The sequence below is a fragment of the Aliishimia ponticola genome (genome assembly GCF_004803475.1).
GTDB lineage: Bacteria > Pseudomonadota > Alphaproteobacteria > Rhodobacterales > Rhodobacteraceae > Aliishimia > Aliishimia ponticola.
On the sequence record NZ_SRKY01000001.1, the window covers coordinates 440,399 to 459,394 of the forward strand.

Below are 18,996 nucleotides of genomic sequence, written 5' to 3' on the forward strand. Positions count from 1 at the left end.
GCGCGATGCCCATACATCCTTCCGCCGTGGTCGAACCCGGCGCGCAGATCGATTCCACGGCCCAGATCGGCCCGTTCTGCGTCATTGGACCCAATGTGGTGATCGGCCCCCGCGTGGTGCTGAAATCCCATGTGGTCGTTTCTGGCCGGACAGAGATCGGCGAAGACACGCTGATCTATCCGTTCTCGGTCATTGGGGAAATTCCGCAGGATCTGAAGTTCAAGGGTGAGGAAACGCAGCTTGTCATCGGCAAGCGCAACCGCATCCGCGAGCATGTGACGATGAACACCGGCACCGAAGGCGGCGGCGGGATGACCCGTGTCGGCGATGACGGGCTGTTCATGGCGGGCTGCCACGTGGCCCATGACGTGCATGTGGGTGATCGGGTCATCATCGTCAATTCCGTCGCGCTTGGCGGCCATTGCGTGATCGAAGACGACGTGATCGTCGGCGGGCTAAGCGGTATCCACCAATGGGTTCGTGTCGGGCGCGGTGCGATCATCGGCGCGCTGTCGATGGTGTCGCGCGATGTGATCCCGCACGGGCTGGTGCAAGGCCCACGCGGCGAGCTTGACGGGCTGAACCTTGTCGGGCTCAAGCGCCGGGGCGTGTCGCGGGCGGATATCACCGCCTTGCGTGCCGCGTTCCAGATGCTCGCTCAGGGGGAGGGCACGTTCCACGACCGTGTCGAACGGCTTGGTCAGGAAACGTCCAGCGACTATGTGCGGCAGATCGTCGACTTCGTGTTGGCCGAAACCGACCGATCCTTCCTGACACCGCGCTGATGCTGGCGTTGATCTGCGGGCGGGGCCTGTTGCCGGCAGCGGTGGCGACCGCTCAGCCGCAGCGCCCTTTGGTCTGCGCATTGACCGGCTTTGAGCCCGAAACGCTTCAGCCCGACCTGACATTCCGGTTGGAACATCTGGGCACGCTGTTGCGCGACCTTACAGCGCGCGGTGTGAGCGAGATTTGCTTTTGCGGCGCGATCGAGCGGCCCAAACTCGATCCCGGCGCATTGGATGCTGAGACAGCGCCGCTGGTGCCGCGGATCATGGCGGCCATGGGGCAGGGCGATGATGGTGCTCTGCGTGCCGTCGCCGCGCTGTTTGAGGAGGCCGGGTTTACCATCCGCGCCGCCCATGAGCTTGCCTCCGACCTGACCGTTCCCAGCGGCGTGCTGACCCGCGTGGCGCCGCCGTCGGGGCTGGATGTCGATCTGGCCACCGCGCAGGCCGAACTTCAGCGCATGGGGCAGGCCGATCTGGGGCAGGCATGCCTTGTGAAGGGTGGCAAGGTGCTGCGCCGCGAGGATGAGACCGGGACCGCCGCGATGATTGCCGCGCATCAGGGCGGCGGCGTGCTTTTCAAAGCCCCGAAGCCGGGACAGGACCGCCGCATGGACCTGCCCACCATAGGACCTGATACGGCACTGGCCGCAGTGCGGGCGGGGCTGACTGGCATCGCCATCGAAGCAGGCGGGGTCATCGTGCTGGACCGTCGCAGCGTGATCGATACGCTGGATGATGCGGGCCTCTTTCTTTGGGCGTATGTGCCATGAAGATCTTCTTCATCGCTGGTGAGCCTTCTGGCGACGCCCTGGGCGGCGCGCTGATGCAAGGCTTGCGGCAGCTTTGCCCGGAAGTGGAGTTTCGCGGCGTCGGTGGGGACGCGATGCAGGCGCAGGGAATGACCAGCCGCTTTGACATGGCGGAACTGAGCTTGCTGGGGCTGGTCGAAATCCTGCCGAAATATTTCCATCTGAAGCGCCGTATCCGTGAAACAGCAGAGGCCATCGTCGCGTGGCAACCCGATGCGGTGATTACCATCGACGCGCCGGATTTCTCGCTCCGGGTGGCGCGGCAGGTGAAAGCGGCCAGCGATATCCGCTGTGTGCATTACGTGGCCCCGACCGTCTGGGCGTGGCGGCCGGGACGCGCGCAGAAAATGGCGGAGGTCATCGACCACGTGCTGGCGCTGTTCCCGTTCGAGCCGCCCTATATGGAAGCCGCCGGGATGGCCTGTGACTTCGTGGGCCACCCGATCGCGACCGCGCCGCTGGCCAGCGCCGAAGAGGCCGCCGCCTTCCGGACAGAGATCGCCCCGGACGCGCAGCCGCTGCTGCTGGCCCTGCCGGGATCGCGCCGGTCTGAAATCGCCCGCCACACGCCGATCTTTACCGATAGCCTCGCGCGTATCGGCAAGGCCCATCCGGGGCTGCGCGTGGTACTGCCTGCCGCCGCGCCGGTGGCCGATCAGGTGCGTGCGGCGGTATCCGACTGGCCGGTGCCCCCGGTCATCATCGATGCGCGGGACGTAGGCGCAGAGGCGCGCAAGCGGGCAGCATTTCGCGCGGCAGATGTGGCTTTGGCCGCGTCCGGGACGGTGTCGCTGGAACTCGCCGCCGCGCAAACGCCGATGGTCATCATGGGCGATCTCAATTGGCTCTCGCGCGAGATCATCCAGCGCATGATGCTGGTCGATACCTTTACCCTGGTGAACCTTGTGTCGGACACGCGCGTGATCCCCGAATTCATCGGGCGCAACTGCAAGGCCGATCTGATCGCCCCGGCGGTGAGCGAGGTTCTGGCCGATCCAACGGCGCAAGAACAGGCCATGGCCCTCACGATGGAACGGCTGGGCAAAGGCGGCGAAGCGCCCGGATTGCGCGCCGCCCGCGCTGTCTTGAGCCGGCTCTAATCACACGGCGTGGCTGCGCCACACGCTATTCATGGGACGCGTGGCCAGCCTGCGGGGCCGGGGCGGTGCGGTCAGCTTTTCGTGATCCAACCGCCGCCGAAGATGCGCGAACTCTCCGTGTCATAGAACACGCAGGCCTGTCCCGGGGACACGCCGTTTTCCGCAGCCGCCAGTTCCACCACCCCTGTCGTTTCTGATGTGGGGCGCAGGATCGCTTCGGTCGGCGGACGGGTGGAGCGCACCTTGACCGCCATCGGCCATTCCGAACGCGACATGAGCGGTGCATCGCCGAGCCAGTTGATCTCGGCCACGGGAACCTGCCGCGTGGCGAGCATTTCGCGCGGGCCGACGATCACTTGCTTGGCGTCCGTGTCCAGCTTGACCACGTAAAGCGGATCTTCCAGCCCGCCGATACCCAGACCGCGCCGCTGCCCGATCGTGTAATTTATCACGCCCTCATGCTCGCCAAGAACGCGCCCGTCGACATGCACGATCTGACCAGGCGCAGCCGCGTCAGGGCGCAGTTTGCGGATCACCGATGCGTAATCGCCATCGGGAACAAAGCAAATATCCTGACTGTCAGGCTTGTTCGCCACGCGCAGCCCATATTTTTCCGCAAGTGCGCGGGTCGCGTCCTTGGAGGGGAGATGGCCCAGCGGGAAACGCAGGAAATCGAGCTGTTCGGGCGTTGTCGAGAACAGGAAATAGGACTGATCGCGCGTCGCATCGGCCGCGCTGTGAAGCTCCGGCCCGTGATCGCCCTGCATGCGTTGAATATAGTGCCCGGTGGCCATGCAATCGGCGTCCAGATCCTTGGCCGTTTCCAGCAGATCCTTGAATTTCACACGCTCATTGCAGCGGATACAGGGGACCGGCGTGGCCCCGGCCAGATAGCTGTCGGCGAATTCGTCAATGACGGCGTCACGGAAAATGTTCTCGTAATCAAGAACATAATGCGGGAAGTTCATATCCTCGGCCACGCGGCGGGCATCGTGAATGTCGATCCCCGCGCAGCACGCACCCTTCTTGGCCAAGGCCGCCCCATGATCATAAAGCTGCAAGGTCACGCCGACCACGTCATAGCCTTCTTCCTTGAGCATCGCGGCAACAACGGAACTGTCCACGCCGCCAGACATCGCGACGACGACGCGCGTGTCTTCGGGTGCCTTGGCGAATCCAAGGGAATTGAGGGGCGGGGTTTGATCCAACATCAGGGTCTCCGGGGACAGGTCTGCGCGAATATAGGAAAATCCTAACTACTCTCAAGGGGGGGGCTTCACGCTCCTTTAAGCAGATATGGGTCATGTTCCGCCCGAGCCAAAGGATGGAACAGTCATGTATCTGAAAAAAGTTGATGGTCCGCGCGCGATCACGCTGCCAGATGGCCAGATTCTGACCCGCGCAGATCTGCCGCCGGAAAATACGCGCCGCTGGGTCGTGTCGCGTAAGGTCGCGGTCGTGCGCGGTGTGCTATACGGGCTGTTGTCGCAGGAAGAGGCCTTGGAAAAATACGGTTTGAGCGATGAAGAGTTCGCCGGATGGGTCAAGGCCGTGGCGGAATACGGCGAAGAGGCGTTGAAGGCGACGGCTGTTCAGAAATATCGACAATCTTAAGTTGACGTGATAAATGTATCTCAGATTAACGTGCGTTTAACTCTTTTCTACGACAAGGGGTCACAGAGTTAATCATAACGTAATCGGAGCTTTTAGATGCGCGTACTGCTGGTCGAGGACGATCCGACAACTTCGAAAAGCATCGAACTGATGCTGACCCATGCTAACCTGAATGTGTATTCCACGGATTTGGGCGAAGAAGGGATCGATCTGGCCAAACTGTATGACTATGATCTGATCCTTCTTGACCTTGGCCTGCCGGACATGAACGGGCATGAGGTGTTGCGACAATTACGTCTGGCGCGGATCGAAACGCCGATCCTCATTCTGTCGGGTGCCGATGACACGGAAAACAAGCTGAAAGGCTTTGGCTTCGGTGCCGACGATTACCTGACCAAACCCTTCCATCGCGAAGAACTGGTGGCGCGCATCCATGCAATCATCCGTCGGTCCAAAGGGCATTCGCAGTCCATCATCGACACGGGCCGCATCTCTGTGAATCTTGACGCGAAGACCGTGACCGTGGGCGGTAAGCCGGTCCACCTGACTGGCAAAGAATACCAGATGCTCGAACTTCTGTCCCTGCGTAAGGGCACGACGCTGACCAAGGAAATGTTCCTCAACCACCTGTATGGCGGGATGGATGAACCGGAACTGAAGATCATCGATGTCTTCATCTGCAAGCTCCGCAAGAAGTTGAGCCAAGCCACGGATGGCGAAAACTATATCGAAACGGTCTGGGGGCGGGGCTATGTCCTGCGCGATCCCGAACCTTCGATGATGGATGAAACCCAGATCGCCGTCGGCGCTTAAGTTCAAGCAGCGGCACTATGGCCCCGCGCAGAACTGGCCAGCGCGCCATCGATAAAATTTGATCGCCGTTCCACTGGGAGCGGCGATATTTTTATGTCCGGCGCAGGTATGACTGGCTCTGGACCGCCCGGTATGTCGCGCGTATTTCTGGTGTCCAAGTGAGCTAGGGGGCGAACATGGTGTCGGACACGCCGGTCGAAAAATTGTCGCTCGAAGAGGCGAAACAGGAACTCGCGGATTTGGCTGTGCGCCTTGCTGCTGCGGACAAGGCCTATCACGTAGAGGACCAGCCAGAGGTCAGCGATGCGGAATATGATGCGCTCAAGCGGCGCAATGCCGCGATCGAGGCGCGGTTTCCGAGCCTGAAGCGCGCCGACAGCCCGTCCGACCGTGTCGGCGCTGCGCCCTCGGAAGCCTTCGCCAAAGTGACCCATGCGGTGCGCATGATGTCGCTGGGCAATGGCTTCACCGACGAAGACATCGCCGAATTCGACACATCCGTGCGCAAATATCTGGGGCTTGGCGCACAGGATGATCTTGGCTTTACGGCGGAACCGAAGATCGACGGGCTTTCGCTTTCGCTGCGCTATGAGCAGGGCAGGCTCGTGTCCGCAGCGACGCGCGGCGATGGTCAGGTTGGCGAGAACGTGACCGCCAACGCCCGGACCATTCAGGACATTCCGCACAGCTTGACCGGTGCGCCGGATATTCTTGAGGTGCGCGGCGAAGTGTATATGAGCCACGAGGATTTCATGGCGCTGAACGTTCGGCAGACAGAGCAGGGCGAAAAGGTGTTCGCGAACCCGCGCAATGCGGCGGCGGGATCGTTGCGGCAGCTCGATGCCTCCGTCACCGCCGCGCGGCCTCTTCGGTTTTTCGCCTATGCCTGGGGCGAAGTGTCAGCCCCGTTGGCAGATAGTCAGATGGCGGCAATTGCGCGGTTGGCAGAGCTTGGATTTTCCGTCAACCCATTGACACAACTGTGCAATTCGGTGGAGGAGATGCTGTCCCATTACCGCCAGATCGAAGCGCAACGGGCGGTTCTGGGCTATGACATCGACGGTGTTGTCTACAAGGTGAACGACCTTGCACTGCAGGCGCGGCTCGGCTTTCGATCGACAACGCCGCGATGGGCGATTGCGCATAAATTCCCAGCCGAATTGGCGTGGACACATCTGGATGCCATCGACATTCAGGTGGGCCGCACGGGGGCGCTCAGCCCCGTGGCGCGGCTCGCGCCGGTGACGGTGGGCGGTGTCGTCGTGTCCAACGCCACTTTGCACAACGTAGACTATATCGCCGGCCGCGACAGCAAGGGCGAGACGATCCGCGACGGCAAGGATATCCGTGTCGGTGACTGGGTGCAGGTCTATCGGGCGGGCGATGTGATCCCCAAGGTGGCCGATGTCGACTTGTCCCGCCGCCCGAAGGATGCGCAACCATATCAGTTCCCGGAAACCTGCCCCGAATGCGGCAGTCCCGCCGTGCGAGAGCCTGGGGACGCGGTCCGGCGCTGCACCGGCGGTTTGATATGCCCGGCGCAAGCTGTTGAGAAGATGAAGCATTTCGTGTCGCGCGCAGCTTTCGATATCGAAGGGCTCGGCGCCAAACAGGTCGAACAATTCTACAAGGATGGCTGGATCGCGGAACCGGCGGATATTTTCACCTTGCGCGACCGATACGGCACGGGGATGCAGCAGCTCAAAAATCGCGAGGGCTGGGGCGAAAAGTCAGCGAATAATCTCTTTGCCGCTATCGACGAAAAGCGGAACATCCCACTGGGCCGCGTGCTGTTTGCCTTGGGTATTCGCCATGTCGGCGAGCAGGCGTCCAACCTTCTGGCCCGGTCCTACGGCTCTTGGACCGCGTTGGAGAACGCGCTTCGCGAGGCGGCCGATCACCAGAGCGAGGCATGGGCCGGACTTCTGGCGATTGACGGCATCGGTGAGGTGATGGCGCAATCCTTGGTGGATGCGTTCGCAAACCCCGCCGAGCGCGCGTCGATCGACCGGCTAGTGGCGCAGTTGCAGATCCAGGATGCGGAGCGTCCCGATACTGATGGCAGCCCCGTCGCGGGCAAAACCGTCGTCTTCACCGGCACCCTGGAAAAAATGACACGGGCCGAGGCGAAGGCGCGGGCGGAAGCCTTGGGCGCCAAGGTGTCTGGCTCTGTCAGTGCGAAAACGGACCTTGTGGTGGCCGGGCCGGGGGCAGGGTCCAAGGCCAAGAAGGCGACCGATCTGGGGATCGACATGATCGATGAAGACGGCTGGATCGCCCTGATCGAGGGATTATGAGCAGTCGTCCGCCGCTTCTTTACCCCTTGTTTTCTGGCCTTGATACGCTGGACGGGGTCGGCCCCAAGACCGCGCAGGCCTTGGCGACGATGGGGATTGAGGCGCCGCGTGATCTTGTCTTTACCCTTCCGGCATCGGGCATCGATCGCGCCCCGCGCCTCAGTGTTCAGGGGGCGGACCTGCCCGGCGTCGTGACCGTTCCGGTGACCGTCGGCGCACATCGTCCACCGCGCCAAAAAGGGCGGCCCTACCGAATTGATGTGGAGGACGAACACACGACATTCCAGTTGGTGTTCTTCCATGCCCGATCCGACTATCTGCAAAAACTGCTTCCTACCGGGTCGCGCCGCATCGTGTCTGGCCGGGCAGAGATGTTCGACGGGATGGTGCAGATGCCCCATCCGGACCACGTTCTGCCCGAGGCGGACGCGGCAGAGATACCGGAATTCGAACCTGTCTATCCGCTGACATCCGGCGTCACCTTGAAAGTGATGACCAAGGCGATCGCGGGCGCGTTGACCCGTGTGCCGGAATTGAGCGAATGGATCGACAAGGCGTTGGTCGAAAAGGAGGGCTGGCCCGCCTTCCACGAGGCGGTTCGGATCGCGCATGCGCCCCAATCGCGCAGCGACCTGTCCGCCGCGGCCCCGGCGCGGCAACGGCTCGCCTATGATGAGCTGTTTGCGCATCAGATGACGCTCGCCCTCGCGCGGATGCAGGTGCAGCGCAAGCCCGGACACAGTACCAATGGTGATGGGCGTTTGCGCGATAAGGTGCTGAAAACGCTTCCCTATAAACCGACCGGCGCACAGTGGCGCGCGATGGAGGATATCGCCGCCGACATGGCCGCACCGCTGCGGATGAACCGATTGCTACAGGGCGACGTGGGCGCGGGCAAAACGCTGGTGGCGTTCTTTGCGCTTCTGATCGCGGTCGAAGCAGGCGGGCAGGGCGCAATGATGGCCCCGACGGAAATCCTCGCCCGGCAGCATCTGGAGGGGTTGCAGCCGCTGGCGGAAGAGGCCGGTGTCGTGTTGGAAATCCTCACCGGGCGGGACAAGGGCCGGGAACGCGCGGCCAAGCTCGCCGCCCTCAAGGCCGGTGACATCCAGATTCTGGTCGGCACACATGCGGTGTTCCAACAGGATGTGGAGTTCCGGGATCTGCGCATCGGCATCGTCGATGAACAGCACCGCTTTGGGGTGCGCCAACGGCTGCAATTGGGGCAGAAGGGCGACGGGGTCGATGTGTTGGTGATGACGGCAACTCCGATCCCGCGGTCGCTCGCGCTGGCGCAATATGGCGATATGGATGTTTCGGTTCTGGATGAAAAGCCGGCCGGGCGAAAGCCGATCCGCACCGCCATGGTCAGCAACGAACGTCTGGACGAGGTGATCGAACGCCTGCGCGCGGCGGTGGCGGATGGCCAGCAATGTTATTGGGTCTGCCCCCTGGTCGAAGAAAGCGAGGTGGTCGATCTGACCGCCGCAGAGGACCGGTTTCGGCATCTGCGCGCCGCGCTTGGCGAAGGTGTCGTGGGGCTGGTGCACGGCCAAATGCCGCCCGCAGACAAAGACGCGGCGATGGCGCGCTTTCAATCCGGTGAAACCAAGGTGCTGGTGGCCACCACGGTGATCGAGGTTGGGGTCAACGTCCCCAATGCGACCATCATGGTGATCGAACGGGCCGAGATTTTCGGGCTTGCGCAGTTGCACCAGTTGCGCGGGCGCGTCGGGCGCGGCGATGCGGCCTCCACCTGCCTGCTGCTCTACCAACCGCCGCTTAGTGACACCGGCCAGCAACGGCTGGAAGTCCTGCGGCGCAGCGAGGATGGATTCGAAATCGCCCAAACCGATCTGGAGATGCGCGGCGCTGGCGATCTGATCGGCACCGCGCAATCCGGGCTGCCCCGGTTTCAGGTGGCGGATCTTGAACGGCAGGCCGCCCTCATGGCTGTTGCCCAAAGCGATGCGCGTGCGCTGCTTGCCACCGACCCCGAATTACGCAGCCCGCGGGGCGAGGCAACGCGGGTGCTTTTGTGGCTGATGCGACAGGACCGGGCGATCCAACTTATATCTGTCGGCTAGCGGACGTTCTCAAATGTTCGCGGATGTTCTCAAAAAGTTCTTTACTTGGCGCAAGGAATATGAGAACAAAAGGTTAACAGATGATTGGGAGCGCCGATATGAAAACCCTTGAAGAGCTCAGAGCCGTTTGCCAACGCAGCGCCGGTACGCTGGTGCAAGACATTGCCGGTGTTGCCGCTTTGGGGGTGATGCTGTTTGGCGCGCTCCACGTCGCCTCGTTTATGTAAGCTTCTGCCTGCGCTCTCGCGCCGGACTGTCCCGGAACGCTGCCTGTTCCACGGCTGAACTCTGCCTATCCCGGCCACTTTCCGTTCTCGTCCCGAACGGTTGGACATCCCCCGGATCCCCCGTGAGAAACGCTTGCCTTGCGCCGCACTCCTGCCCGGAGTTGCGGCGCTTTTTTTGTCCGGTGCGTGGGGGGGGCGGTCAGGCGCAGGCGGCGCGGCGCGCATGTTCCGCAGCTTCGGCAGCGGCTTCGATCGACAGCATGATCGACGCATGGCGATTCTTGAAATCGCGCGCGGGCACCAGCACTTCGTACCCGTCAAAAGGCGCGTCCGGTACCGGGCCGTTTTCCTTCAGCATGGCCCGCAACGCATCGCGGGCAGCGGCCAGTTCCTCCGGCGTGCGGCCCAGAACGGCCTCGCCGGTCACGGCGGCGGCGGCCTGACCCAAGGCGCAGGCTTTGACGTCCTGCGCAAACTCAGACACACGGCCATCTTCCAGCCGCACATCCGCCGTCACTTGCGAGCCGCATACAGGCGAGCGGCGCTTGGATGTCGCGTGCGGTGCATCCAGACGGCCCAGATGCGGTATCTCTGCTGCGAGCGCCAGAATACGCCCGGAATAGAGTTTGATGAGATCGTTTTCGCCGCTCATGCTGCGGGTTTCCTTTTCCGACTGAACCTATAGATAGGCAGAACACTCCGGCTTGCCAAAGGTTTTTGCCCCATGTCCTTCGATCCCGATACTTTGGTCTATAACGCTGATGGTCTGATCCCGGTCATTGCCCAAGATCATGCCTCGGGTGAAGTGCTGATGATGGCGTGGATGAATGTCGAAGCGGTGCGCCGGACACTCGACACCCGCCGCGTTACCTATTGGAGCCGATCGCGCCAATCCTTCTGGATCAAGGGGGAGACGAGCGGCCATACGCAGGCGTTGGTTAATTTGCGCGTCGATTGTGATCGCGACTGCCTTCTGGCGCTTGTGAAACAAATCGGTCCGGCCTGTCATACCGGGCGACGGACTTGCTTTTATACCGACGTCACAGAGGGTTCCGAGGAAGAGTTGATGTCACCCATGGTCTAACCCGACCTTGCGGCGGATATCGTCGGGCGTCGCGCCCTCTGCCCGGAATTTCGACAAAGCCCTTGCATCATCGCGCTTTGCAAGCCGTTTGCCTGTCTCGTCCCGGATCAATCGGTGGTGATGATAGCGCGGCGTGCGAAGCCCCAGGAGGCCTTGCAGAAGAACGTGAATCCGCGTCGCTTCGAACAGGTCGGCCCCGCGCACCACATCCGTGATCCCCTGCGCCGCGTCATCAAGAACCACGGACAAATGGTACGACGTGCCCATGTCTCTGCGGGCTAGAACGACGGCGCCAATCGTCTCGATCACCTCCGCATAAGAGAACGCGATGTCACCTGTCTGCCCGTCCGGACCGGCACCCGTTTCGGTGAAATGCGCGATCTTGTCGTAGGCTGTGCCGTTCTGCCCAATCGGCGCGGTAAACCCGTTCGCCACCTCTTGCGCACGCCAAACATCAAGACGCAGGGCCATATCCGTGGGGCGCGGCGGCGGGGTCTGTCCGGTCCAGCCGCCGGTGTTCCGGCATGTGCCGGGATAAACGATACCGTCTGGCCCGATCAGCGGCGCGCCTTCTTGGGGGGCCGATGCGGCCTCAACTATATCGCGGCGATTGCATGTGCAGGCAAACAGAAGGTGTTGATCCCACAGACGGTCCAACGCGTCGGCATAGACCGCAAGACGGTCTGACTGGCGTATCACCGGTTCGGACCATGTCAGGCCAAGCCAGCGCAGATCGTCATAAATCTGCGCTTCCCATTCCGGCTTGGATCGGGCGCGGTCGATATCTTCGATCCGCAACAGGAACGTCCCGCCAACGGCGCGCGCCATGTCATGGGCCAGCATCGCGGAATAGGCATGCCCAAGATGCAAAGGGCCAGTCGGTGACGGGGCAAATCGTGTGGTGAATGTCACGCTTTTTCAATGATATATACGGTGGAGTTCAAGCCGATCCCTGGCAGGTGCGGGCCATGCTCTTTGAACAGAAGGCGCGCGGCCCCGCAATCCATCCATTCGGAGAGGCGGCCTTCATTCGCCGGGTCTTCCAGAGCGTGATCGTTGAAGGACAGAACCAGCTTTCCCTGCGACGGCAGGGCGTGCATCAGGCTGTCGAAGACGCTGATTGGTGCCGCGCCCGCGCCGATGACGCCAATGGCGGCGATGGCGGTATATTGGCCGGGGCGTTCCACTGGCGGGCTGTCGGCTTCGATGGTGGACAGGTTGCGATAGACCTGCTTTTCCGCCGCCTGTTTCAGCATATCGGCAGAGAGATCGACGCCATCGATTGCCGTGAAACCTGCTTGGGCCAAGGCCGCTCCGGACAGCCCGGTGCCGCATCCGAAATCCAGGATTGGGGCGCTCAGATCGTCCACATATTCGGCCAGCGCCTGTGCGCATCGGCGCGGTGTGGCATATCCGCTTTCACCGACCTCCGCATCGTAAGTCTTGGCCCAGTCATCATAGAGCGCGCGTGTCTGCGCCGCATCGCGCGCCGCGTATACTTTGTTCAGAAATCCATCACCCATAAGGAACTATAGGCGATGCGTTTCAGGCGCGTCCAGTGGTCAGGCGGGCAGGGGCTGCGCGCGCAGCCAGTCTGCCATGTCGATTTTCGCCCGGTCGGTATAGGCCTTGTAGCGATCCTTCCGGCCGCGACGGCCGCCTTTGACGCCCTCAAGCGGCGGGAACAGCCCGAAATTGACATTCATCGGCTGGAAGGTTTTCGCCTCTGCGCCGCCGGTGATATGCGTGATCAACGCACCCATTGCGGTGGTCGGCGGAGGCGGCGCGATCTCGTGCCCCAGAATTTCCGCCGCGGCCATTCGCCCCGCGACCAATCCCATCGCCGCACTTTCGACATAGCCTTCGACGCCCGTGATCTGCCCGGCAAAGCGGATATGGGGGCGAGAGCGCAGCCGCATTTGCGAGTCGAGCAGCGTTGGCGAGTTGAGGAACGTGTTCCGGTGGATGCCGCCAAGACGCGCGAATTTCGCGTTCTCAAGTCCGGGAATCATCCGGAAAACATCAGTTTGCGCGCCGTACTTCATCTTGGTCTGAAAGCCGACGATATTGAACAGCGTGCCAAGTTTGTTGTCGCGGCGCAGCTGAACGACGGCATGTGCCTTAATCTCGGGCTGGTGCGGGTTGGTCAGGCCCACGGGCTTCATCGGACCGTGCCGCAGCGTTTCGCGCCCGCGCTCCGCCATAACTTCGATGGGCAGGCAGCCGTCGAAATATCCGGCTGTCTCACCCTCATGAAATTCGGTTTTGTCAGCGCTGAGCAATGCGTCGATGAACGCCTCATATTGATCCTTGTCCATCGGGCAGTTGAGATAGGCGGTGCGCTCTTCCTCTGTCTCGCCCTTGTCATAGCGGGACTGCATCCAGGCGCGGCTCATGTCGATGGAATCGAAATAGACGATGGGCGCGATCGCGTCGAAAAAGGCCAGCGCGTCCTTGCCGGTTTCCTGGGCGATTGCGGCGCCAAGATCGCTTGACGTCAAAGGGCCGGTTGCAAAGATCCAATGCCCCCCGTCTGGAAGCGCGGTAATCTCTCCTAACGCAACTGTAACTTTAGGATGGCCTTGTAAGCGATTGGTGATCCAGTCAGAAAACGCATCGCGGTCTACGGCCAACGCGCCGCCCGCCGGTAACTTGTGTTGATCTGCGGAGGTCATGATCAGCCCATTGGCCGCGCGCATTTCCCAATGTAGCAGACCCACTGCGTTCTGCTCGTCGTCATCGGACCGGAACGAGTTGGAGCAGACCATCTCGGCCAAGTTTCCAGTCTGGTGCGCGAAGGTTTCCACTTTGGGCCGCATTTCGTGCAGAACCACGTCGATCCCGGCCTCTGCTGCCTGCCATGCAGCTTCCGCGCCGGCCATGCCGCCGCCCACAATATGCAATGTCTTATCCATGCGCGCGATCTAAGCCAGGTGCTGCGGAAGGACAAGGTGTAGGGAGAGAGCATGGGGTCGCCGCCGCGGGAATTAGGTAGGTCGGTGAGAGGACGACCCTGGAGGAACCTTCCGCAATGCGGCGACCCATAGTGCTTGCCTAGCTTTTGCCACAAACCCGCCCAAATCCAAAGCGCCGATTTCGAAACAATAGGGCGCGCGAATGGAAACAACCGCAGGTAGGCTACTGCGTCCAGTTCGGATCGCGCTTTTCAAGGAAGGCGGCGATGCCTTCTTCGGTGTCGCGGTACAGCATGTTTTCGACCATGACCTCGCCGGTATAGGCGTAGGCTTCGTCCAGCGGCATCTGCAACTGATTGTAGAACGCCTCTTTGCCGATCTTCACCGCCGCGCCAAGTTTGGCGGCAATCACCTCGGCCAATTCCTGGGTCTGCGCCGCAAGCGTGTCATGGGGGACAACCCGGTTCACAAGGCCAAGCGTCTGCGCGCGGTCCGCATCGATGAAAGTGCCGGTCGTCAGCATTTCAAAGGCGTGCTTGCGCGGGATATTGCGCGACAGCGCGACCATCGGGGTCGAGCAGAACAGCCCGATATTGACGCCGTTGACGCCGAATTTGGTTCCCTCCGCCGCGACCGCCATATCGCAGGACGCAACAAGCTGGCAGCCCGCCGCCGTCGCAATTCCGTGGACCTGCGCGATAACCGGTTGGGGCAGGGACTGCACGGCCTGCATCATGCGGGCGCAGCGGTTGAAGAGATCGGCGAAATAGGCCTTGCCGCCATCCTCCGCCTGCCGCCCGGCGGTCATTTGCTTCAGATCGTGGCCCGCGCAGAACGCCTTGCCGGTGCCGGACAGGATGACCGCGCGGATGCTTCGATCATTTTGCAAACTGTCGAATTCACTTTGCAAAGCCTCCAACATCTCGTCCGACAGGGCATTCAGCCGCTCCGGCGCGTTCATTTGCAAATGCGCGACCGCGCCCGTGACGTTCCGTTCCAGTATGCTCATGTTGCACCTCCCCTCGCTATGCGCCAACTCTAGGCCCTACGATACGGGAGGGAAAGTAATGTCGCCAAAGATGTCAGCCGACGCATTCAACGCGTTTCTCGAACGAAACTTTCCGCAGGTTTCGGGCGAGTTCGAGGTGATCGATCTGTATGATATGGGCGCGCGAACGCGGCTTATCGTCAAGGACAAGCACCTACGGCCCGGCGGCACGGTTTCGGGGCCGACGCTGTTCGGATTGGCGGATCTGGCGATGTATGCGGCGATTTTGGGAATGGTCGGGCCCAAGGCGCTGGCCGTTACCACCAATTGCAGCATCGATTTCATGCGCAAGCCTGAGGCGACGACGAACCTGATTGGCGAATGCCGTCTGCACAAACTGGGCCGCGTGCTTGCCGTGGGCGATGTGCTGATCTTCCCGGAGGGGTCGGATAAGGCGGTTGCGCGGGCGTCGTTGACCTATTCCCTGCCGCCGGCGGGGTCGGCTGCCGACATTGATGCCTGACGGGCATTGCTGACGGGTTTCGCGCAGCGGGGAAGAGGGCGCCGCAATGCGCCGCCCTCAGTCATGATTTAAGCGATCCAGAACGGTTTTCGCGCCTCGCGCCGCGCATCTCGCGCGGTGATGCCGATGTCATTCAGGTGACAGTGTTCCAGCCGGTTCAACTGTTTTCGCGTGCGCCGGCGTTCTTCCCATTTGACCACGATGACGACCAGTTGCAGCGCAAGGGTCGAAACCGGCGTAAGCGGGCGATCCGACAGATAGTGCAGGGCATGTGTCTGGTGTGTCTGTGTCATCGTGTGTCCTTTCGAAATTGTATTGACACAATTGGGGCGATTTGCCACGTACATTGGTACATATCTTGCTGCGATCCGTCGATGGAAACATTGTTATGAGTACAATTTGGCTACCAGATTTGGCGAAGTTCGAAGGGCCGAAATACCGCCGCCTGACAGAGGCGCTGCGGCGTGCGGTGCGCGATGGCAGCCTGCCTGCGGGGGAGAAACTGCCGCCTGTGCGCGATCTGGCCTGGCGGCTGGACATGACACCGGGCACCGTCGCGCGGGCCTATACCATTCTGACCGACGAGGGTGTGCTCAAAGCCGCTGTCGGGCGCGGCACCTTCGTGGCCGAACCCCGCCCCGAGCGTGAGGTCGTCCCGCCCATCGTCGTCGATCCCAACCCGCATGGCGTGGACACGTCGGATGGTCCGCTTAGCCTTTATTCTCCGGGGCTTCCGAATGTCGGGCAATCGCGCCTGATCCGCGACATCCTTGCCGAAATCGCGGCGGAGCCACCTTCCGGCGTGATGCACTATCCGCAGCAGGGCAGCAATGCGCCCGCGCGCCTCGCGGCGCTGAACTGGCTGGCAGGTACACCGCTTGGGGTGGTGGATGAGGAAGACATCGTCCTGGCTCATGGCGGTCAGAACGCGATCCTGCTGGTCATGCAGGCGGTGCTGCGCGGCCCGCGCCCCGTCGTGTATGTCGAGGAGCTATGCTATCAGGGGTTTCGCCGCGCGGCGGAATTGTCGCGCGCCCAGATCGTGATGCTTCCGATGGATGGGCAGGGCATTGTACCCGATACATTCGCTGCCGCTGTGGCGCAGCACGGGCCGGGGCTGCTTTGTACCAGTCCGGAGGTGCATAACCCGACGGGCATTCTGACGCCGGAGGCCCGCCGCCGCGAGATCGCCGCCATCGCGAAACGTAGCGATGTGCAGATCCTGGAAGATGACTGCTATCGGCTTGGGGCGCCGCGCGCGCCCAGTTACCGGATGCTCGCGCCGGAGCGGAGCTGGTACGTCACCTCCGTTTCCAAGTCGATCTCCCCGGCATTGCGTCTGGGCTTTGCCATTGCGCCGCATGGCCGGGTCGCGCCCCTGCGCCGCGCGGCGGAGCATAGCTTTTTCGGGCTGTCGACGATCCTGTTCGATCTCGCGGCGAAGCTTCTGACCCATCCGCAGCTTCCCGCGTTGCAGGATGCGGTTCTGCGCGCCTATGCCAGCCGCGTGCAAATCGCGGTCAATCATCTGGGCGGCTATGACCTGAACTGGCGCGACGACGTTGCGTTTCTATGGCTGCGTCTGCCCGAAGGCTGGCGGTCCGGCCCGTTCTGCGTGGCCGCCGAAGCGCGCGGCGTCAGCATTCGTCCTTCCGATCAGTTCACCGACCGCGATTCCCGCGCGCCCCATGCGGTGCGGATTTCGATCAACGCCCAAGTCGCCGCGGAACGGTTCGAGGCAGGGATGAGCGCACTGCGTGACCTTCTTGACAATCCGCCCGCAGATATCGGCGTTTGATTGGGGTAAAATAATACCATAATTTTAAGTAGCTGTTTTTGAACGATAAAAATGGAAGGAAGCCACTTGATGTGCGCGCGTCAGCCTGTATAACCCGGCAATCGAATTTTCACCCCCTCTCTTAAAGGGACACGTCCAATGAAAACCTATTCTGCAACCCCTGCAGATATCGACAAGAAATGGATCATCATCGATGCCGAAGGTATCGTGCTTGGCCGTCTTGCTTCGATTGTCGCCACGCGCCTGCGTGGTAAACACAAAGCTTCCTTCACGCCGCACATGGATATGGGCGACAACGTGATCGTCATCAACGCCGAGAAGGTGCAGATGACCGGTCGCAAGCGCGAGGAAAACTTCTACTGGCACACCGGTCACCCGGGCGGGATCAAATCGCGCACCAAGGCGCAGATCCTCGAAGGTGCACATCCGGAGCGCGTCGTCACGCTCGCGGTCAAGCGTATGCTGCCGGGCAACCGCCTGTCGCGCAAGCAAATGACCAATCTGCGGGTCTATGCCGGTGCCGAGCACCCGCATGAGGCGCAGAACCCCGAAGTTCTGGACGTTAAGTCCATGAACAAGAAAAACACTCGGAGCTGAGACAGATGGCTGACGAAATCAACACGCTCGAAGATCTCGCTGCCGTCGCTGGCGATGCGCCGGTTGCCGAAGAAATCGAAATCAACCGCGAGCCGGTGCGCGACGAGCTGGGACGCTCCTACGCAACGGGCAAGCGGAAGGACGCTGTCGCACGTGTCTGGATCAAGCCGGGTTCCGGCAAGGTCGAAGTCAACGGCAAGTCCATGGACAAGTATTTTGCACGTCCGGTGCTTCAGCTGATCCTGCGCCAGCCCTTCCAGGTTGCTGGTGTCGAAGATCAGTTCGACGTGATGGCAACCGTGAAAGGCGGCGGTCTGACCGGTCAGGCCGGTGCGGTCAAGCACGGCATCTCCAAGGCGCTGCAACTTTACGATCCCGCGCTGCGCGCACCGCTGAAAGCGGCAGGCTTCCTGACCCGCGACAGCCGCGTGGTTGAGCGGAAGAAATACGGTAAGCGCAAGGCGCGCCGGAGCTTCCAGTTCTCCAAGCGTTAAGTTTGGCGCTATCGCGAACAGAAAAAAAGGGCCGCTCCATCCGGGCGGCCCTTTGCTTTTGTCTGGTCGGCGCGGCTTAGCCGCCGAAGACGCTGGTTTCAAAGCCGACGCTGAACGTCATCAGCCCGTCCGCATCGTCGGAATCCTCGTACAGCATTTCAAGGAAGACCGTGTCATTGACCGCATAGGTCAGTGCCGCCTCGCCATATGCGTTGTCATCCGCATCCGATACGCCATACATGAAGCGCGTCGACCAGCGGTCGTTCAATTCGAACTCGGCCGAGATTTCGTGGAACCAGTCTTTGCTGTCCGGGTCGATTTCCGAATACAGCGCGCCAGTCACGGATTCGCCCAGCGGATAGGACAATTCAACGCCGACCCCGTTATGGTCGTGGCCCGAGTCGGTCAGGAAGTAGCCGACATATTGCAGCGCAACGCCCAGATCGCCGAATTCGGTGCCATAGCCCAGGTAGAATTCCAGCTCGGCATCGTCATTCGGATCATCATGGAGCGAGCCCGCCCAGAGTTCCGTGAAAAACCCGCTGTTTTCATAGGCGATATAGCCTTCGATGGTGTTTTCCGAATGGTCCAGCCCGTTATCGATGTCGTAGGTCAGATTGACCTGACCGCCAACGACGGCTTCGCCTTGCGCCAGCGCGACAACGGGAACGAACGCGGCGACGAAAGCCGCGCATGTGGTACGAATGTGCATGAGGTTACCCTTGTATGATGCCTTGAAGAGGGGTCGCATCCGTTGGCTGGCATCGAGGGAAGGGGCTGGCTCGGAAGTGTCGGACTTGTTCCCTAGTGAAACAGTCGGGCTTTGTAAATCGCAATTCCCATGGATGTTCCGCAGCGCGTA

General features: G+C 61.6%; 21 protein-coding genes. 13 read left to right on the plus strand and 8 right to left on the minus strand.

Features of this window, described 5'->3' with window-relative positions:
• Positions 1 to 5: 5 nt before the first annotated feature.
• The 3 genes from lpxA to lpxB are packed head-to-tail and all read left to right on the plus strand — an operon-like array spanning position 6 to position 2,697.
• Positions 6 to 785, plus strand: coding sequence for an acyl-ACP--UDP-N-acetylglucosamine O-acyltransferase (gene lpxA / locus E4Z66_RS02135; protein WP_136461284.1), 780 nt, complete (start codon positions 6 to 8; stop codon positions 783 to 785).
• Entirely contained in the window at positions 785 to 1,558 is a 774-nt protein-coding gene (locus tag E4Z66_RS02140; protein ID WP_136461285.1) for an LpxI family protein, read from the plus strand. Before lpxA ends, E4Z66_RS02140 begins: the two co-directional genes overlap by 1 nt.
• A complete protein-coding gene (lpxB, locus tag E4Z66_RS02145; protein ID WP_136461286.1) occupies positions 1,555 to 2,697 on the plus strand; it encodes a lipid-A-disaccharide synthase in 1,143 nt (380 codons plus the stop codon). Before E4Z66_RS02140 ends, lpxB begins: the two co-directional genes overlap by 4 nt.
• 71 nt (positions 2,698 to 2,768) lie before the next feature.
• On the opposite strand, the gene mnmA is transcribed toward lpxB, so the two are convergent.
• Positions 2,769 to 3,908, minus strand: a complete 1,140-nt coding sequence (mnmA, locus tag E4Z66_RS02150; RefSeq protein WP_136461287.1) for a tRNA 2-thiouridine(34) synthase MnmA — start codon at positions 3,906 to 3,908, stop codon at positions 2,769 to 2,771.
• 124 nt (positions 3,909 to 4,032) lie between these two features.
• Between mnmA and sciP the strand changes: the two genes are divergently transcribed.
• From sciP to E4Z66_RS19915, 5 genes are all read left to right on the plus strand, one after another.
• Positions 4,033 to 4,311, plus strand: coding sequence for a CtrA inhibitor SciP (gene sciP, locus E4Z66_RS02155; RefSeq protein ID WP_136461288.1), 279 nt, complete (start codon positions 4,033 to 4,035; stop codon positions 4,309 to 4,311).
• Positions 4,312 to 4,407: 96 nt separating this feature from the next.
• On the plus strand, positions 4,408 to 5,124 hold the full coding sequence (gene ctrA, locus E4Z66_RS02160) for a response regulator transcription factor CtrA (protein ID WP_136461289.1): 717 nt from the start codon (positions 4,408 to 4,410) through the stop codon (positions 5,122 to 5,124).
• 176 nt (positions 5,125 to 5,300) lie between these two features.
• Positions 5,301 to 7,421 carry an NAD-dependent DNA ligase LigA gene (gene ligA / locus E4Z66_RS02165; protein WP_136461290.1) on the plus strand — a complete coding sequence of 707 codons (2,121 nt, stop codon included), beginning with the start codon at positions 5,301 to 5,303 and terminating at the stop codon, positions 7,419 to 7,421.
• On the plus strand, positions 7,418 to 9,508 hold the full coding sequence (gene recG / locus E4Z66_RS02170; protein WP_136461291.1) for an ATP-dependent DNA helicase RecG: 2,091 nt from the start codon (positions 7,418 to 7,420) through the stop codon (positions 9,506 to 9,508). Before ligA ends, recG begins: the two co-directional genes overlap by 4 nt.
• Positions 9,509 to 9,606: 98 nt before the next feature.
• On the plus strand, positions 9,607 to 9,735 hold the full coding sequence (locus E4Z66_RS19915) for a hypothetical protein (RefSeq protein WP_281276191.1): 129 nt from the start codon (positions 9,607 to 9,609) through the stop codon (positions 9,733 to 9,735).
• Positions 9,736 to 9,934: 199 nt separating this feature from the next.
• Here E4Z66_RS19915 and E4Z66_RS02175 read toward each other — a convergent pair whose 3' ends face one another.
• Positions 9,935 to 10,387, minus strand: coding sequence for an iron-sulfur cluster assembly scaffold protein (locus tag E4Z66_RS02175; protein ID WP_136461292.1), 453 nt, complete (start codon positions 10,385 to 10,387; stop codon positions 9,935 to 9,937).
• A gap of 72 nt (positions 10,388 to 10,459) precedes the next feature.
• Between E4Z66_RS02175 and hisI the strand changes: the two genes are divergently transcribed.
• Positions 10,460 to 10,819, plus strand: coding sequence for a phosphoribosyl-AMP cyclohydrolase (gene hisI / locus E4Z66_RS02180; RefSeq protein ID WP_136461293.1), 360 nt, complete (start codon positions 10,460 to 10,462; stop codon positions 10,817 to 10,819).
• Here the strand turns inward: hisI and gluQRS are convergent.
• The 4 genes from gluQRS to E4Z66_RS02200 all read right to left on the minus strand — a co-directional run bounded on the left by gluQRS (position 10,805) and on the right by E4Z66_RS02200 (position 14,743).
• Positions 10,805 to 11,731, minus strand: a complete 927-nt coding sequence (gene gluQRS / locus E4Z66_RS02185) for a tRNA glutamyl-Q(34) synthetase GluQRS (RefSeq protein ID WP_136461294.1) — start codon at positions 11,729 to 11,731, stop codon at positions 10,805 to 10,807. The two genes, hisI and gluQRS, sit on opposite strands and share 15 nt — an antisense overlap.
• Positions 11,728 to 12,342 (minus strand): class I SAM-dependent DNA methyltransferase, encoded by a 615-nt coding sequence (locus E4Z66_RS02190; RefSeq protein WP_136461295.1) that lies wholly within the window; start codon positions 12,340 to 12,342, stop codon positions 11,728 to 11,730. Before E4Z66_RS02190 ends, gluQRS begins: the two co-directional genes overlap by 4 nt.
• Before the next feature lie 39 nt (positions 12,343 to 12,381).
• Positions 12,382 to 13,734, minus strand: a complete 1,353-nt coding sequence (gene trmFO / locus E4Z66_RS02195) for a methylenetetrahydrofolate--tRNA-(uracil(54)-C(5))-methyltransferase (FADH(2)-oxidizing) TrmFO (RefSeq protein WP_136461296.1) — start codon at positions 13,732 to 13,734, stop codon at positions 12,382 to 12,384.
• 223 nt (positions 13,735 to 13,957) lie between these two features.
• Complete coding sequence (locus E4Z66_RS02200) at positions 13,958 to 14,743, minus strand: enoyl-CoA hydratase (RefSeq protein ID WP_136461297.1); 786 nt, start codon at positions 14,741 to 14,743, stop codon at positions 13,958 to 13,960.
• A gap of 58 nt (positions 14,744 to 14,801) precedes the next feature.
• Here E4Z66_RS02200 and E4Z66_RS02205 point away from each other — a divergent pair, with 58 nt between their 5' ends.
• Entirely contained in the window at positions 14,802 to 15,245 is a 444-nt protein-coding gene (locus E4Z66_RS02205) for a PaaI family thioesterase (protein ID WP_136461298.1), read from the plus strand.
• Between the two features lie 68 nt (positions 15,246 to 15,313).
• On the opposite strand, the gene E4Z66_RS02210 is transcribed toward E4Z66_RS02205, so the two are convergent.
• On the minus strand, positions 15,314 to 15,538 hold the full coding sequence (locus E4Z66_RS02210; protein WP_136461299.1) for a DUF1127 domain-containing protein: 225 nt from the start codon (positions 15,536 to 15,538) through the stop codon (positions 15,314 to 15,316).
• 95 nt (positions 15,539 to 15,633) lie between these two features.
• On the opposite strand from E4Z66_RS02210, the gene E4Z66_RS02215 reads away from it, so the two are divergent.
• From E4Z66_RS02215 to rpsI, 3 genes are all read left to right on the plus strand, one after another.
• Complete coding sequence (locus E4Z66_RS02215; protein WP_136461300.1) at positions 15,634 to 17,043, plus strand: aminotransferase-like domain-containing protein; 1,410 nt, start codon at positions 15,634 to 15,636, stop codon at positions 17,041 to 17,043.
• Between the two features lie 138 nt (positions 17,044 to 17,181).
• Positions 17,182 to 17,640: a 50S ribosomal protein L13 gene (gene rplM, locus E4Z66_RS02220; RefSeq protein ID WP_136461301.1), complete on the plus strand. Its 459-nt coding sequence runs from the start codon at positions 17,182 to 17,184 to the stop codon at positions 17,638 to 17,640.
• Between the two features lie 5 nt (positions 17,641 to 17,645).
• Positions 17,646 to 18,134, plus strand: coding sequence for a 30S ribosomal protein S9 (rpsI, locus tag E4Z66_RS02225; protein WP_136461302.1), 489 nt, complete (start codon positions 17,646 to 17,648; stop codon positions 18,132 to 18,134).
• A 76-nt stretch (positions 18,135 to 18,210) separates the two neighbouring features.
• Here the strand turns inward: rpsI and E4Z66_RS02230 are convergent, their stop codons facing one another.
• A complete protein-coding gene (locus E4Z66_RS02230) occupies positions 18,211 to 18,846 on the minus strand; it encodes a TorF family putative porin (RefSeq protein WP_136461303.1) in 636 nt (211 codons plus the stop codon).
• Positions 18,847 to 18,996 lie beyond the last annotated feature (150 nt).

Excerpts from the sequence above, each read along its gene's own strand:
- ctrA (WP_136461289.1), top strand. The coding sequence starts at position 4,408 with ATGCGCGTACTGCTGGTCGAGGACGATCCGACAACTTCGAAAAGCATC.
- hisI (WP_136461293.1), top strand. The coding sequence starts at position 10,460 with ATGTCCTTCGATCCCGATACTTTGGTCTATAACGCTGATGGTCTGATC.
- E4Z66_RS02200 (WP_136461297.1), bottom strand. The coding sequence starts at position 14,743 with ATGAGCATACTGGAACGGAACGTCACGGGCGCGGTCGCGCATTTGCAA.
- E4Z66_RS02190 (WP_136461295.1), bottom strand. The coding sequence starts at position 12,342 with ATGGGTGATGGATTTCTGAACAAAGTATACGCGGCGCGCGATGCGGCG.
- E4Z66_RS02230 (WP_136461303.1), bottom strand. The coding sequence starts at position 18,846 with ATGCACATTCGTACCACATGCGCGGCTTTCGTCGCCGCGTTCGTTCCC.
- E4Z66_RS19915 (WP_281276191.1), top strand. The coding sequence starts at position 9,607 with ATGAAAACCCTTGAAGAGCTCAGAGCCGTTTGCCAACGCAGCGCCGGT.
- recG (WP_136461291.1), top strand. The coding sequence starts at position 7,418 with ATGAGCAGTCGTCCGCCGCTTCTTTACCCCTTGTTTTCTGGCCTTGAT.
- E4Z66_RS02140 (WP_136461285.1), top strand. The coding sequence starts at position 785 with ATGCTGGCGTTGATCTGCGGGCGGGGCCTGTTGCCGGCAGCGGTGGCG.
- lpxA (WP_136461284.1), top strand. The coding sequence starts at position 6 with ATGCCCATACATCCTTCCGCCGTGGTCGAACCCGGCGCGCAGATCGAT.
- trmFO (WP_136461296.1), bottom strand. The coding sequence starts at position 13,734 with ATGGATAAGACATTGCATATTGTGGGCGGCGGCATGGCCGGCGCGGAA.
- mnmA (WP_136461287.1), bottom strand. The coding sequence starts at position 3,908 with ATGTTGGATCAAACCCCGCCCCTCAATTCCCTTGGATTCGCCAAGGCA.
- ligA (WP_136461290.1), top strand. The coding sequence starts at position 5,301 with ATGGTGTCGGACACGCCGGTCGAAAAATTGTCGCTCGAAGAGGCGAAA.
- E4Z66_RS02175 (WP_136461292.1), bottom strand. The coding sequence starts at position 10,387 with ATGAGCGGCGAAAACGATCTCATCAAACTCTATTCCGGGCGTATTCTG.
- rpsI (WP_136461302.1), top strand. The coding sequence starts at position 17,646 with ATGGCTGACGAAATCAACACGCTCGAAGATCTCGCTGCCGTCGCTGGC.
- E4Z66_RS02215 (WP_136461300.1), top strand. The coding sequence starts at position 15,634 with ATGAGTACAATTTGGCTACCAGATTTGGCGAAGTTCGAAGGGCCGAAA.
- lpxB (WP_136461286.1), top strand. The coding sequence starts at position 1,555 with ATGAAGATCTTCTTCATCGCTGGTGAGCCTTCTGGCGACGCCCTGGGC.
- E4Z66_RS02205 (WP_136461298.1), top strand. The coding sequence starts at position 14,802 with ATGTCGCCAAAGATGTCAGCCGACGCATTCAACGCGTTTCTCGAACGA.
- rplM (WP_136461301.1), top strand. The coding sequence starts at position 17,182 with ATGAAAACCTATTCTGCAACCCCTGCAGATATCGACAAGAAATGGATC.
- sciP (WP_136461288.1), top strand. The coding sequence starts at position 4,033 with ATGTATCTGAAAAAAGTTGATGGTCCGCGCGCGATCACGCTGCCAGAT.
- E4Z66_RS02210 (WP_136461299.1), bottom strand. The coding sequence starts at position 15,538 with ATGACACAGACACACCAGACACATGCCCTGCACTATCTGTCGGATCGC.